Here is a 16,594-nt window from a genome sequence, read left to right on the forward strand (position 1 = left end):
TATCTCGGTGAACAAATGCCGTAGCCGCACCCTGCTGACTCTGCTGATCCCGCTCCTCCTCGTCGCCGCCGTCGCCGGCTGTGGCCTTGTCTCGGACGACGGGGGCGACCAGGGCGGCGGGCGTTCCTTCACCGTCGCGGCGGCCGGGGACATCCTGATGCATCCCGAGCTGGTCGACCAGGCGCGCAAGGACGCCAAGCGCACCGGCAAGGGCGTGGCCGGGCTGGACTTCGGGCCGATGATGGCCGGGATCAAGCCGCTGATCAGCAAGGCCGACCTGGCGATCTGCCACTTCGAGCCGGTGATGGGCGCCGAGAAGGGCCCGTTCGAGGGGTTCCCGGACTTCCAGGTGCCCCCGCAGACGGCGAAGACCATCAAGGATCTCGGCTACGACACCTGCTCCACCGCCTCCAACCACACGCTCGACCACGGTTACGCCGGCGTGAAGCGCACCCTGGACGCGCTGGACGCCGCCGGCGTGAAGCACACAGGCTCCTTCCGCACCCAGAAGGAGGCGCTCACCCCGCTGATCATGAACGTCAAGGGCGTGAAGGTCGCGCAGATATCGTTCGCGTACGGCTTCAACGAGCCGCACCGGATGCCGAAGGGCAAGCCGTGGGTCGCCAACGAGCAGAGCCTCGGCCGGATCAAGGCCGCCGAGCGGCGGGCCCGCAAGGCCGGCGCCGAGGTGGTGATTCTCTCCCTGCACTGGGGCCACGAGCATGAGCCGAGTGCCACCGCCACGCAGCTCTCCTTCGCCCGCCAGCTCGCCCACCACACCGGCATCAACCTCGTCATCGGCCACCATGCGCATGTCGTCCAGCCGATGGAGAAGGTCGACGGCCTCTGGGTCGCCTACGGCATGGGGAACCAGATCGCCCGGCACGAGCGGCCGACGGGGCTGACCGAGGAGGGCGTGATCGGATGGTTCACGTTCACCGAGCACGGCAAGGGCCACTGGGAGGTCCAGCCCCGCTTCGAGCCGACGATGCTGCAGATCCCGCCGGACGCCGAGAATGCCACGGACGGCGGCAAGGCCACTTACAACGACGACGAGGCCCGGGACTACCGCCTGCTGGACGTGCCGGCCGCGCTCCGGGGCGAGAACGACCTCACCGACGGGCAGCGGGCCCGGCTGCGGCTCGCCTTCGAGCGCACCGAGGGCACCCTGTACAACCGCGGCGCAGCCAAGGACGGTCTGAAGCCGCTGGCTCCGCTGCCCTAGGCCCTGTCGTCAAACTCCCGGCCGCCCCGCGACGCCTGGCATGCTCCCCCACTGCTTCAAGGGTGTGGGAGGTGCCCCCACTCGTCGCACCGGGCACAGACCCAAGATCCAGTACGAGGGCCTGTACCCGGCACGCCGAGAGCACGCACCAGACGCCGCGGAGCCCGCCCTCCGGGCGGACGACGGGAGTTTGACGACAGGATCCAGCCGCCGACTCCGCTGCCCTGGCGGCGGCCGCCCGAATGACGTGCACGTCTGCCCAGAACTAACCCCCTAAACGCGGATGTTGCGCAGATCACATGGGTAAGTGCGCAACTTTATGGGGCTCTTACCTATCTGAGTGCTGTGGGTACACCTGGGCAACAGTTGTGCCCATAGCGCACACAGATTCGAAAACTGTCCCGGCTTCCCCGTGCGGACCGATCACCCGCACGCCCTGAGAGGACCCTCCCTTGGCGTCACCGCCCCCGTCGCGGCAGCACCGAGCCCGCCGACGAGCCGACATGTCGCTGATCGGAGGCATCCGCCCGCCGATCGCGGTCCTGTCGGTGCTGCTGCTGTCGCTCGCCGGTATCACAGCACTCGTACTGGGCCGTGTCGACAACGGCGGGGTGCCGAAAGCGGTCCAGACCTCTCAGCAGCACTTCGCGGAGGACGGCGCCATCGCGCTGCGTGCCTCCATCGACGAGTCCGTCACCGACCTCACCCGGTCCGCCGCGCTGTTCAGCGCCGGCCAGCCGGTCTCCGGCGACGCCGTCCTCGACAGGCTCGGCAGCACCTACCAGAAGTGGACGGGCACCGCCGTCGTCGAGATCCGCACCGGCAAGCTGGTCGCGGCCCGCGGCGAGACCGTCCCGCTGACCTCGGTGAACTCCTCCGCCCTCGGCGACGAGGGCGGACTCGCGCCGCGCATGGTCCAGCTGAAGAACGGCGAGGCGCGACTGCTGTCCTTCGCGCTGCTGTCCTGGCCGGGCAAACCGCAGCTGCTGCTCGTGGCCTCCAACAACCTGACGTTCCCCGGCATCAGCCTCGGCCAGTTCCGGTCCATCGCCGTGGTCGACCGCGACGGCGCGATCCTCAGCAGCGACGGCATTCCCGAGCCCGAGCAGGTACGCACGAGCACCGACCGCAAGGAGATCAAGCTCTCCCGCAAGCAGCTGAAGGACTTCGCCCAGCTCGCCGCCCGCAAGGCCCGGCAGGACCCGCGCAGCAGCAAGGAGCCCGGCGCCAGCGGCTACCAGGGGGTCAGCGGCAGCCTGGTCGGCGGCCACGTGCTGAGCGACCGGTCCGTCGCCGGATACGCCACGCTGGCCGCACCCGACCCCGGGGAGGTCACCACCGCCTCCGGCCTCGGCCTGTCCGTGGTGGCCATGGTCAAGGTGGCCGAGGACCCCACCCGCACCCAGTCCCTGGTGGTCGGCCTGCTGGCGGGCGGCGCGCTCCTCGTCGTCGGCGCCATCGCCGTGGCGGTGCTGCTGGGCACCGTGCAGCGCCCGCTGATCCGGCTGTTCCTGGAGTCCCGCCGACTCACCCGCGGCGACCTGACCCGGCCCGTCACTGTCCCCGGCTACGGCGAGGCGCGCCGCGTCGGCCACGCCCTGGAACAGCTGCGCCGCCAGCTGCTCGGCGAGAGCGCCGACGCCACCGGCCCCACGCCGCGCCCGCGCGGACTGCGCCGGATCGGCACCCGGGCCCTGCTCGCGGTCTGCGCGGTGCTGCTGCTGGCCTGGTCGGCACCGCTGATGCTGCTGATCAACCGCGCCGACAGCACGGCCGTCGTACCGCAGCAGCTCGTCAGCGACCAGCGCGAACGCACCGACACGCTCAGCGACCGGGTGCGCCGCGCGCTCAACGAGGGCAGCGCCGACCTGGAGTCGGTCGGCTCCCTCATCGGCAACCGCACCGAACCCGAGGCCATGGAGAAGGTGCTGGAACGCACCCTCGACGAGAACCGGCGCTACCGCTCCCTCTACGTCGTCGACTCCTCCGGCGAGATCCTGGCCCGGAAGGGCAAGGACCCCAAGATGATCCGCTCCCACCGGGTCTCCGACACCCCGATCCGGCTGCTGGGCCGCGGCGGCAAGGAGCCCGTCGTCGTCGCCAACGCCGACATCCCCGGCCGGGACGGCGCGCAGCTGGTCGGCGAGTTCCGCGTCGAGTTCCTCAACGCCCTGCTGACCCGGCCGGGTATGGGCGTGGTCCGCCTCGTCGACGACCGCAGCAAGGTCATCGCCGGCAACACCGGCTTCCTCGCCTTCCAGGGGCTGCCCGACGACCACCTCAAGGACCTGGTCGCGGCCAGCGCCCAGCGGCTCGGCAAGAAGGCCCGCGCGAACGGGGTGCTCTACCGCGAGCACGGCGTGCGGATCGCCGCCGCCGCCCCGTTCGCCGGCAGCGGCCCCGCCGAGTCCCTCGGCTGGAGCGTGGTCAGCTGGCAGCCCGCCAACCGGCTTGCCATCCCCGAGTACGACACCCAGAACCGCACCGTGCTCGCCGGACTGCTCGGCGCCGCCGCGGCCGTCGCCTGCCTGGGCTGGCTGCACATCGTGGTGGCCCGGCCGCTGCGCTCGCTGGCCGACCGGGCCGAGGCGCTGGCCGACGGCGACCGCAAGACCGTGCTGTTCCCGCAGCACCACGACGAGGTCGGCGCGGTCACCCGCTCCCTGGAACTCATCCGGCAGCAGCTGCAGGACCAGCGCCGGCAGCAGCCCCGCCGCACCCCGCCCCAGGCGTCCGCGCCGCAGCAGTACACAAGGAACTGATCACCCGTGCTCTTCCTCTACACCGTGCTGTTGGTGTGCTGCGCGATCCTGTTCGTCGCGGGCATCGTGGAGCAGCGGCGGCACTTCACCAACCTGGACCAGATACCCACCCGGGTCCTGGTCAACGGCATCCGCGGCAAGTCGTCCATCACCCGGCTGTGCGCGGGCGCCCTGCGCGGCGGCGGGCTGACGACCGTGGCCAAGACCACCGGCACCGCGGCCCGGTTCATCCACCCCGACGCCTCGGAGGAGCCGGTCTACCGCAAGTTCGGTATCGCCAACGTGGTCGAGCAGATCGGCATCGTGCGGCGCGCCGCCGCGTACCAGCCGGACGCGCTCGTCATCGAGTGCATGGCCGTCATGCCGGCCCTGCAGGAGATCAACCAGTCCAAGCTGATCCGCTCCACGATCGGCGTGCTGTGCAACGTCCGCGAGGACCACCTCGCCGAGATGGGCCCCACCCTGGACGACGTGGCGCGCTCGCTCTGTCGCTCGATGCCGGAGGACGGCATCTGCGTCACCGCCGAGAAAGACCGCTTCGACATCCTCCAGGAAGAGGCCGACGCCCGGAACTGCCGGCTCATCTACGCCGACCCGGAGACGGTCAGCGACGAGGAGCTGCGCGGCTTCAGCTGGTTCACCTTCAAGGAGAACGTGGCCATCGCGCTGACGGTCGCCGAACTCCTCGGCGTCGACCGGGAGACGGCCCTGCAGGGCATGTACGAGGCCCCGCCGGACCCCGGTGTCCTCTCCGTCGAGCGCTATCTGACGCCCGAGGGGAAGAAGGTGCGCTTCGCCAACGTCTTCGCGGCCAACGACCCCGAGTCGACGCTGATGAACATCAACCAGCTGCTCGACCTCGGCGCCATCCACCGCCCGCTCAACGTGGTCATCAACTGCCGCCCCGACCGCGTCGAACGCAACGGACAGATGGGCGAGATCATCCCCGACCTCGACCCCGAGCGCGTCTTCGTCATCGGCCACCCGGCCAAATCCGCCATCGACGCCATTCCCGCCGAGTTCCGCTCGCGCGCCGTCGACCTCGGCGGCGACAAGCGCGACCCCGAGGAGTTCATGGCCCGGTTGCTGGAGCAGCTCGGCCCGGACTCATCGCTGGTCGCGATCGGCAACATCCACGGCCAGGGCGAGATCCTGCTGGAGCACCTCGCCGAACTCCCGCCGGACGAGAGCGCTGACGAGCCCGTGCCCGCGGCCACGGCCGGCCGCACCGGGGCGGCGCCCGCCGTGGTCGAGCACGTCGAGACCGTGCAGCTGTACGCGCCCCGCATCGACCCGTACCAGGGTTACTCGGAGGCGTACGAGTCGCGCTACGCGCAGCAGCCGTACGTCCCGCAGCTCCCCGTGCAGCGCGACGCCCTACACCCGTACCCGTACCCGAACCCGTACCCGGAGCAGGTCAGCCAGGCAGGGTACGGCGAGCCGTACCCGGACGACGTCTGGACGCAGCAGTACCACGGTGACCAGCCCGCCCCCGCCGCGCCGCAGCCGCACCCGGACAGCGGCCCCTCGCTCGGACAGGTCCCGTCCCGCGGGCTGTTCGAGCCCCGCACTCCTCCCCAGCCTTCCGCCGACGACAGCCAGCAGTGGCACAGCCCAGGAGAACAGCGTTGATCCCCTCCGTCCTCACCCCCGAGATCGCCGCGATCGGCATCGGCCTGGGGTTGATGTTCTCGCTGATGTGCTACCTGACGACCAACCTGTCGCCGGGCGGCATGATCACGCCCGGCTGGCTCGCGCTCACCCTCATCGAGGACCTGCAGCGGGCCGCGCTGGTGGTCGGCGTGACCGTCCTGACGTACCTCGCCACGCTGCTGATGCAGAAGTTCGTCATCCTGTACGGCAAGCGGCTGTTCGCGGCCGTGGTGCTCAGCGGCGTGCTCATCCAGGCCACCGTGATCATCGTGCTGCAGATGGAGTTCCCGCTGCTGTACGCCAACCAGACGCTCGGGTTCATCGTCCCGGGCCTGATCGGCTACCAGCTGGTCCGCCAGCCCAAGGGCGCGACGCTGCTGTCCGTCGGATCGGTCACCCTCGCCACCTATGTGGTGCTGACCGCCGGCATCCTGCTGGGCGCCCTGCCCTCCGCCTGAGTCCGCCTGTTCCCGACGTACACCAGGAGCCCTCACCATGCCGAAGCGCAAAGGCCGCCCCGTCGTTCACACGGCGACGGTGCTCGCGCTGCTCGCGGGCAGCGCTTACTTCACGTACGAACTGCGCAAGGACGAACAGGCGAAGGTCCCGGCCGCCCAGACGGTCACCGACAACGGCCTGCAGAACTCGGTCAGGGCGACCGGCAAGCAGACCTGGGAGCGGCTGAACGACCCGGCACGTTCCGTGCTGCGCGACGCCAAGGGCGCGGTGATCGCCACCTTCACCGACGGCGCCCGCACCGCCACCCTCAAAGGCCAGTCCCGCACCTTCAGCGAACCCGTCAACACCAGCACCAAGGTGGTCACCGACGACTGGGTCCGCCTCATGCCGGAACCCTGGACCAAGGGCGCCCAGAACCAGCAGTGGTTCAAGGACTGGTTCAAGGAGTACTACGGCAGCCAAGAGGACGACATCTTCGCGATCGCCTTCCAGTACGTGCAGGGCGCGCCGGTGAAGAAGGACTCTGCGGGCGTGCCGTACGCCGGAGACGCGGTGTTCGGCCCGTACAAGGCGGACGGCGTGGATCGCCTGGAGCAGAACGACTTCTACGACTACCTCGGCATCCCGTACACCTTCCGCACCGGGACCACGATGGACGCGCGCAAGGAGCGCTACCGCGCGCTGGACTGCTCCGGCTTCATGCGGATGGTGTGGGGCTACCGGTCCCGCTACCCGCTGATGGCCACCGACACTCTCGGCGACGGCCTGCCCCGCTCGGCCAACGGCATGGCCCGCTCCAAGGTCGGCGTCGACATCATCAAGCTCCGGGGCCCCGCCCCCTGGTACACCCGCCCGACGAACATCGACATGCTGCAGCCGGGCGACCTGCTGTTCTTCAAGATGGACCACCGCACCGCCGACCACATCGACCACGTCGCCCTCTACCTGGGCCTGGACACCGAGGGCCACAAGGTCTTCGTCTCCAGCCGCAAGGAGCAGAACGGCCCGACGATCGGCGACAAGGGCGGTGTCTCCCGCATCGACGGCAACGGCTTCTACGCCGGGCTGTTCCGCAGCGCCAAGCGCTTGTGAGCGGGCGACGGGTGTCCCCCCGCTCGAGCGAGGCCGAGAGCTTGGGGGAGGGCCTCGGCGACGGGGCCGCCCCCGATTAAAGTGAACCGGTGAACGGCGACTGGCTCATACGCGGCCGCGACGGCAGGCTCAGTGTCTACCTGCTGTCTCAGGCCGCCGTCCGCTGCCGGGCTGAGCGCGGCCCCGGCGGCCCCTGGGACCCTCCGCGCACCGTGGGCGGCGACCAACGCCTGCATCCCGTGATCGCCGTGGGCCAGGGCCCGGACGGCTACGCCCACCTCGTCTCCTGGCGCCCCACGGTCCGCGACGAGTCGGGCCTCGTGCACTCCACGCACTTCCGGCCGCGCCTCGCCGCCCTCGACTGGAACCCGATCGGGCACCCCGACAGGACGGGCGGCCGGACCGGCACGCCCGCCGTCGCGGTGGACGCGCAGGGGCGCGCCCATGTCTTCGTACGCAACAAGGGCGGCGGAGTGAGCATGCTCGCCCAGAAGGAGAAGGGCGGCTGGGATCCCTGGCGCGACCTCAAGGGACGTGAGGTGCAGGAGGACCTGGCGGCGGTGACGGGAGAGTCCGGACTCGTCGAGCTGTACGCGGCCGTCCCGGGCGGCATCCTGCACTGGCGCCAGGAGGAACCCGGCGCGCAGCCGGTCCTGGAGGAGGCCCTGGAAACGCCGGTACGCCCCGGCACCCTCCGAGCCCTCGCCACCTCCCCGGAGTCCACCACCCTCTTCTTCACCGACGAGTCCGGCGACCTGTGCGCCTGGCGCCCCGGCGGCAAGCCGGTGCCGCTGCTCGTCGGCGCGGGGCCCGGCCCCGTCTCCGCCATCCGCTGCGAACTCGACGGCCACGACTGCACGTTGCTCGTCCAGCGCTCGGCGAGCGGGTGCGCCGTCTTCGCCGCGTATCCGACCGAGGAGGAGTCGGCGGGTGCGTGGTGGACCGAGTCCGGGCCTCAACTCCCCGCCGATGCGCGAGTGTCGCTGGCGGAGGACGAGGACGGCCGGGTGGTGGCAGCCAGCCTCTCGCCCGGGAGCGGGGAGCTGTTCTTCACGCGGCGCAAGGACGAACCGGGTCTCGCGCTGGAGGCATGGCGGGCGGTGTGAACATCGCGCCCGCGGCATCGGCGGTCCCGTGCCCTTCCCGGTCGAGGATTCCCGGCTCACCCACCCGTCGCGGGCGACTTCTTGGCGGACTTGGGGATCTGCGAGTCCGTGCGGATCGCCTTCCACAGCGTCGTCGCCTGGGGTTCAGCGGCCACCACGCGGTTGGGGTCGACCTTGTCGTACGCCACCGGCAGCATGATCGTCTCCATGGTGGCGGGGGCGATGCCGTTCATGCTGCGGCCGAACTTGGCCAGCTTGGTCAGGGAGGCAAGACCGGAGTCGGTGGTGAGCGAATCGGTGAGGTTGTCGGCGATCCGGTACGCCTTGGTGGGGCTGCCCAGCAGGTCCTGCTTCTTGATCTCGGAGAGCAGGGCGAGCATGAACTGCTGCTGGGAGTCCGATGCGGCCGAGGTCGCTGCCGTCGCCGATGCCGTGCCGGGTGCGGACGAACTGCAGGGACTGGGTGCCGTTCAGCTCGTGGGTGCCGGCGGTCAGGTCCAGGCCGCTGGACTTGTCGTGGATGTCCTGGTCGGACGGTGACCGTCACCCCGCCTATGGCGTCCACGAGGCCCTTGAAGCCCGCGAAGTCGATCTCCATGTAGTGGTCCATCCGCACCCCGGACATCTGCTCCACGGTCTTCACCACACAGGCCGGACCAGCCGCCGAGTACACGGAGTTGAACATCACGCGCTTTGCGGACGCAAGCGTGGAGCCGTGCGATGTGGTGCACTCGGGCCGGGTCACCAGGGTGTCGCGGGGGATGCTGACGGCGACGGCCTTCTTGCGGCCCTCGGGTATGTGCATCACCAGCGCGGTGTCGGAGCGCGCCCCGGAGACGTTGCCCGTGCCCAGCGAGGCGTTCTTCCCGGCGCGTGAGTCGGAACCGAGGATCAGGATGTTCTGCCCGGAGGTGGGCAGCTTCTCGGGCCGGTCGTCACCCAGCGCTTTGTCGATGTCGACGCCCTGGACGTTGCCGTTGAGGCTGCTGTAGAGCCAGTAGCCCGCAGATGGACGTACGCCCTGTGCTGCGCATGCACTTCAAACCGGACCTGCTCTACAAGCTGTCCCTGCCGGGTGCGCCCTCGGAAGCCGAGATGCACGTGCTGGAGAACGCCAAGAAGGCCAAGCAGGGCAAGGGCCGGCCGAACGTGAAGCCCGCTCAGGAGGAGCTGACGGTCGAGTCCTTCAAGGACCACCTGGAAGCGGGGGAGACCGACGCGGCCCGGCGGATCGGTGAGGGCATCCTCAAGGAGCGCAAGCCGATGGATGTGCTGATCGGCATGGCGCACCTCTACATCAAGGACGAGGACCTCGAGCAGGCGAAGCGGATGCTCTCGCTCGCGGCGATGGCCGGGGACGAGCGCGCGATGACCTGGATCAAGATCGCGGAAGTGGCCGCCCTGATGGGCCGGGACGGCAAGTCGCTGAGGGTCTTCGCGGCGGAGGAGGCGCTGCGGATCAATCCTGAGTCCAGCGCCGCGGCCCGGCTGGTCAAGGCTCGGGGCGCGCGCAAGGTGGTCAAGGCCATGGGATGAACTCAGGCACGCAGTAGGCACATGTCCCCATAAGCAGGCGAGGCCTCCTCAGGTTCGATCCATCGGTCAATGGCCGATGGGACGACAGCGGCGAGGCGAGAGAGGGCAGCAGAGGCGATGCGGATTCACGTACTCGCCGACTCCGACACCCGGTGGAAGTGGGGTGGGGAGTTGGCACAGCGACTCCACCCCGATCCGTGGGTGCACGCGCACATGCTCAACGGCCGGGCCACGCCCACCGCGCGGTAGATGGCGGAGGTGGGCATCGAGCCCGCCGCCGTCACCCAGTCCTCGGTCGCCGAGTTCGTCACCAGCCCCGACCTCGCGCAGGCCGACGTCCTGATCGTGGGGTCCGTCGGCGGCACCACGCAGGCGGTCCTGCACGGACTCGCCCGGAACTTCGAGGGTGTGCCCCGCCGCCCGGTCCTGGTGACCGGCTATGTGGGCGTCGTCTACGAGAACTTGACGGACGGTCTGCTGCTGCGGGCCGGCGCGGACGTGGTGCTGGCCAACAGTCCCTTCGACGCGCGCAGGTTCCGGGAGATCTACCGCGGCCTCGGAATCTCCGACAACTGCGTCGTGCAGACGGCGCTGCCCTTCCTCGCGGACCAGCAGTACGATCCCTCGCGCACCGGCGCGACCCACCCCTTCACTGTGACGTTCGCCGTCCAGCCCTCCGTGCCCGAGGACCGCGACGGGCGCCTCTACATCCTGCGCCGCGCCATCCAGCACGCCCGCCTCCGCCCCGGACGCGAGGTACTGATCAAACTGCGCTCCCGGCCCGGCGAGCAGACCACCCACATCGAGCCGTACCACTACGAGACCCTGGGCGAACAATTGGGCGAGCCGCTGCCGCCCAACCTGCAGTTCGTCTACGGAAACATGGCCGAGGTCCTCGACCGCACCGACCTTCTGGTCACCGTCAGCTCCACCGCGGCCCTGGAGTCGATGCACCGCGGCGTCCCCACGGTGATCCTCAGCGACCTCGGGGTCCGGGAGCCGCACGGCAACCACTACTTCACCGGCTCCGGCTGCGTCGCCTCGTGGAACGAGATCGACGAGGGGGCCCAGCCGTACGCCCACCCGGGCTGGCTGGAGGAACAGGGCATCCTGGCCCGAGATCCGTACGCGCAACTGCGTGAGCGGGTCACGGGTCTGGTGCGGTCGCCGGCTCTGCCGCCGATCGGGCCCTACTACACGATGCAGAACGCCGCGGGCTATCTGCCCCGGCTCCTGGCCAGGCGGGGTCTGGCCCCGGACGGGACACCGCTGCCCCACTCGGCGGGTCCGTCCGGCGACCGGCACGGTCTGCTGGCCCGGACCTCACGGAAGGCGCTGCGTCGCGCCTACCGGTTCGGTGTCCAGACCGTAGCGCCGAAGATCCAGCGCTGGGGCGGTCTCTGAGAGCCCCGGCCGCCGACCATCCTCCTTCCCCCCACTGCTCCACCCCCCCCACGTAGCCCCACGGCTTCGCCCTCCACACCAGGTGACCTCCGCGTCCCTCACGGACGACGAGCTCCTTCGCGCCCTGCGCGCCACGGGCAAGACGGTCATCCTGTCGACCGGCATGTCGACGCCGGCCCAGATCCGGCACGCCGTCGAGGTCCTCGGCAGCGAGAACACCTTGCTGCTGCACGCCACCTCGACGTACCCGGCGAAGGCCGAGGAGCTCAACCTCCGCGTCATCAACACCCTTCAGGCCGAGTACCCGAACGTCCCGATCGGCTACTCCGGCCACGAGATCGGCTTGCAGACCACCGTCGCCGCCGTCGCCCTCGGTGCTTGCATGGTCGAGCGCCACATCACCCTGGACCGCGCCATGTGGGGCTCGGACCAGGCCGCCTCGGTGGAGCCGCAGGGCCTCACGCGCCTCGTCCGCGACATCCGGACCATCGAGGCCTCGCTCGGCGACGGCGTCAAGAAGGTCTACGACTCCGAGCTCGGCCCGATGAAGAAGCTGCGCCGCGTCGCGGGTGTCGTGGCCGAGACGGTGACCTCGGTCGCGTGATGAGAACCCTCGCCCTGGTGGAGAGCCCCGCCCAGCTGCTGAACGTGGCGGAATGGGCGTATTGCGCCCGTCAGGGCGGGGCCGATGCCCACCAGGGCGAGGATTCCGCTCTCCAGGTTGCGGTGCTGCTTCCCCTGGACCCGTGGTCCAGGGTGCAGCTCGCCCGGGTGGCGGAACTGACCGCCGGCCAGCGACTGGACATCGCGCGCTTCGAGATCCGGTCCGGAACGGTCAGCCGCGTGCGGCAGTTCGCCGCCGTACGCAGATTGGTCGCGGGGGCCGAACGGCTGGTCGTCGGTGACCTCTTCTCCGGAATGGTGCAGACATTGCTGCTCTCGGCCAAGGCCCGGGACCTGGTGATCGTCGACGACGGAACGGCGACCACGGAGTTCGTACGCATCGTCACGGAAGGCCGACGGCTGACCCGTTGGCATCAGCAGACGAATGGTGCCGGGCGGGGCGGGAAGGCGATGGACTGGCTCTCCGAACCGTCGCTGCTGCGCTCCCTGTTCACCTGTATGGAGGTCGCCCAGCCTCCCGGCATCCAGGTCGTGTCCAATGCGTATGCCTGGACCCGCTCCCGTTTCCCGCATCCGACGGTTCGAACGGGTGCCGACCTGCTGGGCACTTCGCTGGTCGAGACGGGGATCGTGGGGGAGGATCGGTACCTCGACGCGGTGCGGGCCATCGTGCGCGCGCTGAATTGACACATTATAAGCTGGAGATTATTTCAATCCTTCACCATGTCGCCTATTTGTGATCAGCTCCCGGATGCTGACATGTGATCGCCCCTGAGACGACGAGAGAGGGCTCCCGCCGCGGCGGGAGCCCTCTCTCGTGCGTGTGCCGGTTACGCCGGAACCGAAGCCACCCCGGGCTCCAGGAACCTCTTGCCGTTCACCCGCTCGGACACGCCCTCGCGGTCCAGGTACGGAGTGATCCCACCCAGGTGGAAGGGCCAGCCCGCGCCGGTGATCAGGCAGAGGTCGATGTCCTGCGCCTCGGCGACGACACCCTCGTCGAGCATGAGCCCGATCTCCTGGGCGACGGCGTCCAGGACGCGGTCACGCACCTGCTCCTCGGTCAGGACGACATCGCCCTGCTTGAGAAGAGCGGCCACCTCGGGGTCGAGCTCCGGCTTCCCGGAGTCGTACACGTAGAAGCCGCGCTTGCCCGCCTTGACGACGGCCGCGAGGTTCGGGGAGACCGTGAAGCGGTCGGGGAAGGCCCGGTTGAGGGTCTCCGAGACGTGCAGCCCGATCGCGGGGCCGACCAGCTCCAGCAGCACGAGCGGCGACATCGGCAGACCCAGCGGCTCGACCGCCTTCTCGGCGACCTCGACCGGCGTGCCCTCGTCGATGACGTTCTGGATCTCGCCCATGAAGCGGGTGAGGATGCGGTTGACGACGAACGCCGGGGCGTCCTTCACCAGAACCGCCGTCTTCTTCAGCTTCTTGGCGACGGCGAACGCCGTGGCCAGCGAGGCGTCGTCGGTCTGCTCGCCGCGCACGATCTCGAGCAGCGGGAGGATCGCGACCGGGTTGAAGAAGTGGAAGCCGACGACCCGCTCGGGGTTCTTCAGCTTCGACGCCATCTCGGAGACGGACAGCGAGGAGGTGTTGGTGGCGAGGATCGCGTGCGCCGGAGCGACTGCCTCGACCTCCGCGAACACCTGCTGCTTGACGCCGATCTCCTCGAAGACGGCCTCGATGATGAAGTCGGCGTCGGAGAAGCCCTCGGCCTTGTCGAGCACACCGGAGACCAGGGCCTTGAGGCGGTTGGCCTTGTCCTGGTTCACGCGGCCCTTGCTCAGCAGCTTGTCGATCTCGGCGTGGACGTAGCCCACACCCTTGTCGACGCGCTCCTGGTCGATGTCGGTCAGCACGACCGGCACCTCCAGGCGGCGCAGGAAGAGCAGGGCGAGCTGCGAGGCCATCAGGCCCGCGCCCACGACGCCCACCTTGGTGACCGGACGCGCCAGGTTCTTGTCCGGCGCACCCGCCGGACGCTTGCCGCGCTTCTGGACCAGGTTGAACGCGTAAATGCCGGAGCGCAGTTCGCCACCCATGATCAGGTCGGCGAGCGCCACGTCCTCGGCGTCGTAACCCTTCTGCAGGTCACCGTCCTTGGCCGCGGCGATGATGTCCAGCGCGCGGTACGCGGCCGGAGCAGCACCGTGCACCTTGCCGTCGGCGATGAAGCGGCCCTTGGCGACGGCCTGGTCCCAGGCCTCGCCACGGTCGATCTCCGGGCGCTCGACGGTGATGTCGCCCTTGAGGACGTTCGCCGTCCAGATCAGCGACTGCTCCAGGAAGTCCGCGCCCTCGAAGAGGGCGTCGGCGATGCCCAGGTCGAAGACCTGCTTGCCCTTGAGCTGCTTGTTCTGGTTGAGCGAGTTCTCGATGATCACCGAGACGGCCTTCTCCGCGCCGATCAGGTTCGGCAGGATCGTGCAGCCGCCCCAGCCGGGGACCAGACCGAGGAAGACCTCGGGGAGCGAGAACGCCGGGAGCGCCTTCGAGACCGTGCGGTACGTGCAGTGCAGACCGACCTCGACGCCACCGCCCATCGCCGCACCGTTGTAGTACGCGAAGGTCGGGACGGCCGACGCCGACAGGCGCTTGAAGACCTCGTGGCCGCCCTTGCCGATGGCGAGCGCGTCCTCGTGCTTCTTGAGCAGTTCGACGCCCTTGAGGTCGGCGCCGACCGCGAAGATGAACGGCTTGCCGGTGATGCCGATACCGACGATCTCGCCGGCCGCGGCCTCCTTCTCGACCTGGTCGATGGCGGCGTTGAGGTTCGCCAGTGACGCCGGGCCGAAGGTGGTCGGCTTGGTGTGGTCGAAGCCGTTGTCCAGCGTGATGAGCGCGAAGCGCCCGGCGCCGAACGGCAGGTCGAGGTGGCGGACGTGCGCGGACGTCACGACCTCGTCGGGGAACAGCTCGGCCGCGCCCTTGAGGAGTTCAGCGGTGCTCACTTGTCGCCTCCGGCGTCCTTGTGGTGCGGGTTCTCCCAGATCACCGTGGCGCCCATGCCGAAGCCGACGCACATGGTGGTGAGGCCGTAACGGACCTCCGGTTGCTCCTCGAACTGGCGGGCCAGCTGCGTCATCAGACGGACGCCGGAGGAGGCGAGGGGGTGGCCGTAAGCGATGGCGCCGCCGTACTGGTTCACGCGGGCGTCGTCGTCGGCGATGCCGTAGTGCTCCAGGAAGGCGAGCACCTGGACGGCGAAGGCCTCGTTGATCTCGAAGAGGTTGATGTCCTCGATCGACAGACCGGCCTTGGCGAGGGCCTTCTCGGTCGCCGGGATCGGGCCGTAGCCCATCACCTCGGGCTCGACGCCCGCGAAGGCGTACGAGACCAGGCGCATCTTGACCGGCAGGTTGTTCTCGCGGGCGAAGTCCTCGGACGCGATGATCGAGGCGGTCGCACCGTCGTTGAGACCGGCGGCGTTACCGGCCGTGACGCGGCCGTGGACGCGGAACGGCGTCTTCAGACCGGTCAGGTTCTCCAGCGTCGTGCCCGGGCGCATCGGCTCGTCGGCGGTGACCAGGCCCCAGCCCGTCTCGCCCGCCTCGGCGTTGGTCCGGCGTACGGAGATCGGCACCAGGTCCTGCTGGATCTTGCCGTTGGCGTACGCCTTGGCGGCCTTCTCCTGCGAGCGCACGGCGTACTCGTCGGCGCGCTGCTTGGTGATCGTCGGGTAGCGGTCGTGCAGGTTCTCCGCGGTCATGCCCATGAACAGGGCGGACTCGTCGACCAGCTTCTCGCTCACGAACCGCGGGTTCGGGTCCACGCCCTCGCCCATGGGGTGGCGGCCCATGTGCTCGACACCACCGGCGATGACGGCGTCGTACGCACCGAAGGCGATCGAACCGGCCGTGGCGGTGACGGCGGTCAGCGCGCCCGCGCACATGCGGTCGATGGAGTAGCCGGGGACCGACTGGGGGAGACCGGCGAGGATGCCGGCCGTGCGGCCCAGCGTCAGACCCTGGTCACCGATCTGCGTGGTCGCGGCGATGGCGACCTCGTCGATCTTCTTCGGGTCGAGGCCGGGGTTGCGGCGCAGCAGCTCCCGGATGGCCTTCACGACGAGGTCGTCGGCGCGGGTCTCGTGGTAGATGCCCTTCGGGCCCGCCTTGCCGAACGGGGTGCGGACGCCGTCGACGAAGACGACGTCCCTGACGGTACGAGGCACGATGGCTCTCCTCCAGATGCGGGATGGCACTGCTGCGCGTCGCACGCGACTGAGCGCGCGCTCACCCCCTCATGCTACTTACGAGTAACCACCCTGCCCAGCCCCGGAGGCGGGAGCGGCGAACGTCACACAGCAACCCTGCTGCTTTGGAGCGCCTCGTTCGGGGCGCGGGGCTGTGACATATGCGGCTCCGTCTCGTGGGCGCGACCGGTCACAGACGCCCGCAGTCCGCACACAAAGGCGATGTCACCCCCTGGGCGGCGCAGTGGACCCCCCGAGGCGTAAGAACGGGGTGATGGCCGTCGGAAGATCTTGGCGTGATCTCGACGTCGCCGTTCCGCTTCAAGGGGCCCTTCGGCGCGCACTGGGAGACGCTCTCGGCGGGCGCGGTGCTCGTCATCCTGCCGACCTTGATCGTCTTTCTGTTCCTGCAGCGCTTCATCTACAACGGGTTCATGCGGGGAGCAACGAAGTAACCGCCGGTGGGCCCGCGCCCCTGAAGGGGCGCGCAGAACTGCGCGAGCAGCCGGGTACGACCCGCAGCCGCCGCAAG

The 16,594-nt window shown here is 69.6% G+C and carries 10 protein-coding genes and 4 pseudogenes; 11 read left to right on the forward strand and 3 right to left on the reverse strand.

Annotated elements, in window-relative coordinates; translation table 11 throughout:
- Window positions 1–7: 7 nt before the first annotated feature.
- From OG390_RS39055 to OG390_RS39080, 6 genes are all read left to right on the forward strand, one after another.
- A complete protein-coding gene (locus OG390_RS39055; protein WP_406174524.1) occupies window positions 8–1,225 on the forward strand; it encodes a CapA family protein in 1,218 nt (405 codons plus the stop codon).
- Between the two features lie 503 nt (window positions 1,226–1,728).
- On the forward strand, window positions 1,729–3,987 hold the full coding sequence (locus OG390_RS39060) for a HAMP domain-containing protein (protein WP_406174526.1): 2,259 nt from the start codon (window positions 1,729–1,731) through the stop codon (window positions 3,985–3,987).
- 6 nt (window positions 3,988–3,993) lie between these two features.
- Window positions 3,994–5,619 carry a poly-gamma-glutamate synthase PgsB gene (pgsB, locus tag OG390_RS39065; protein ID WP_406174528.1) on the forward strand — a complete coding sequence of 542 codons (1,626 nt, stop codon included), beginning with the start codon at window positions 3,994–3,996 and terminating at the stop codon, window positions 5,617–5,619.
- The gene (locus tag OG390_RS39070) at window positions 5,616–6,098 is read left to right on the forward strand and encodes a poly-gamma-glutamate biosynthesis protein PgsC/CapC (protein WP_225830536.1); all 483 of its coding nucleotides are present in this window, start codon (window positions 5,616–5,618) and stop codon (window positions 6,096–6,098) included. Before pgsB ends, OG390_RS39070 begins: the two co-directional genes overlap by 4 nt.
- A gap of 37 nt (window positions 6,099–6,135) precedes the next feature.
- Window positions 6,136–7,191 (forward strand): NlpC/P60 family protein, encoded by a 1,056-nt coding sequence (locus OG390_RS39075; protein ID WP_406174530.1) that lies wholly within the window; start codon window positions 6,136–6,138, stop codon window positions 7,189–7,191.
- Between the two features lie 89 nt (window positions 7,192–7,280).
- Complete coding sequence (locus OG390_RS39080) at window positions 7,281–8,297, forward strand: hypothetical protein (RefSeq protein ID WP_406174532.1); 1,017 nt, start codon at window positions 7,281–7,283, stop codon at window positions 8,295–8,297.
- Between the two features lie 56 nt (window positions 8,298–8,353).
- Here OG390_RS39080 and OG390_RS39085 read toward each other — a convergent pair.
- Window positions 8,354–9,300 (reverse strand): annotated as a pseudogene (locus OG390_RS39085) (LCP family protein); the annotation flags it as partial.
- 5 nt (window positions 9,301–9,305) lie between these two features.
- On the opposite strand from OG390_RS39085, the gene OG390_RS39090 reads away from it, so the two are divergent.
- The 4 genes and pseudogenes from OG390_RS39090 (at window position 9,306) to OG390_RS39105 (ending at window position 12,548) form a co-directional block, all read left to right on the forward strand.
- On the forward strand, window positions 9,306–9,833 hold the full coding sequence (locus tag OG390_RS39090; RefSeq protein ID WP_406174534.1) for a hypothetical protein: 528 nt from the start codon (window positions 9,306–9,308) through the stop codon (window positions 9,831–9,833).
- Between the two features lie 69 nt (window positions 9,834–9,902).
- Window positions 9,903–11,237 (forward strand): annotated as a pseudogene (locus tag OG390_RS39095) (DUF6716 putative glycosyltransferase).
- Between the two features lie 70 nt (window positions 11,238–11,307).
- Window positions 11,308–11,841 (forward strand): annotated as a pseudogene (locus OG390_RS39100) (N-acetylneuraminate synthase family protein); the annotation flags it as partial.
- Complete coding sequence (locus tag OG390_RS39105) at window positions 11,841–12,548, forward strand: hypothetical protein (protein WP_406174535.1); 708 nt, start codon at window positions 11,841–11,843, stop codon at window positions 12,546–12,548. The pseudogene OG390_RS39100 and the gene OG390_RS39105, both read left to right, overlap by 1 nt.
- 143 nt (window positions 12,549–12,691) lie before the next feature.
- Here OG390_RS39105 and OG390_RS39110 read toward each other — a convergent pair whose 3' ends face one another.
- Window positions 12,692–14,818, reverse strand: a complete 2,127-nt coding sequence (locus OG390_RS39110) for a 3-hydroxyacyl-CoA dehydrogenase NAD-binding domain-containing protein (protein WP_406174536.1) — start codon at window positions 14,816–14,818, stop codon at window positions 12,692–12,694.
- The gene (locus OG390_RS39115; protein ID WP_399084873.1) at window positions 14,815–16,041 is read right to left on the reverse strand and encodes a thiolase family protein; all 1,227 of its coding nucleotides are present in this window, start codon (window positions 16,039–16,041) and stop codon (window positions 14,815–14,817) included. Before OG390_RS39115 ends, OG390_RS39110 begins: the two co-directional genes overlap by 4 nt.
- Before the next feature lie 299 nt (window positions 16,042–16,340).
- Between OG390_RS39115 and OG390_RS39120 the strand changes: the two are divergent.
- Window positions 16,341–16,517, forward strand: a pseudogene (locus OG390_RS39120) (carbohydrate ABC transporter permease); the annotation flags it as partial.
- Window positions 16,518–16,594: the final 77 nt, after the last annotated feature.

The sequence above is a fragment of the Streptomyces sp. NBC_00996 genome, assembly GCF_045162675.1.
GTDB lineage: Bacteria > Actinomycetota > Actinomycetes > Streptomycetales > Streptomycetaceae > Streptomyces.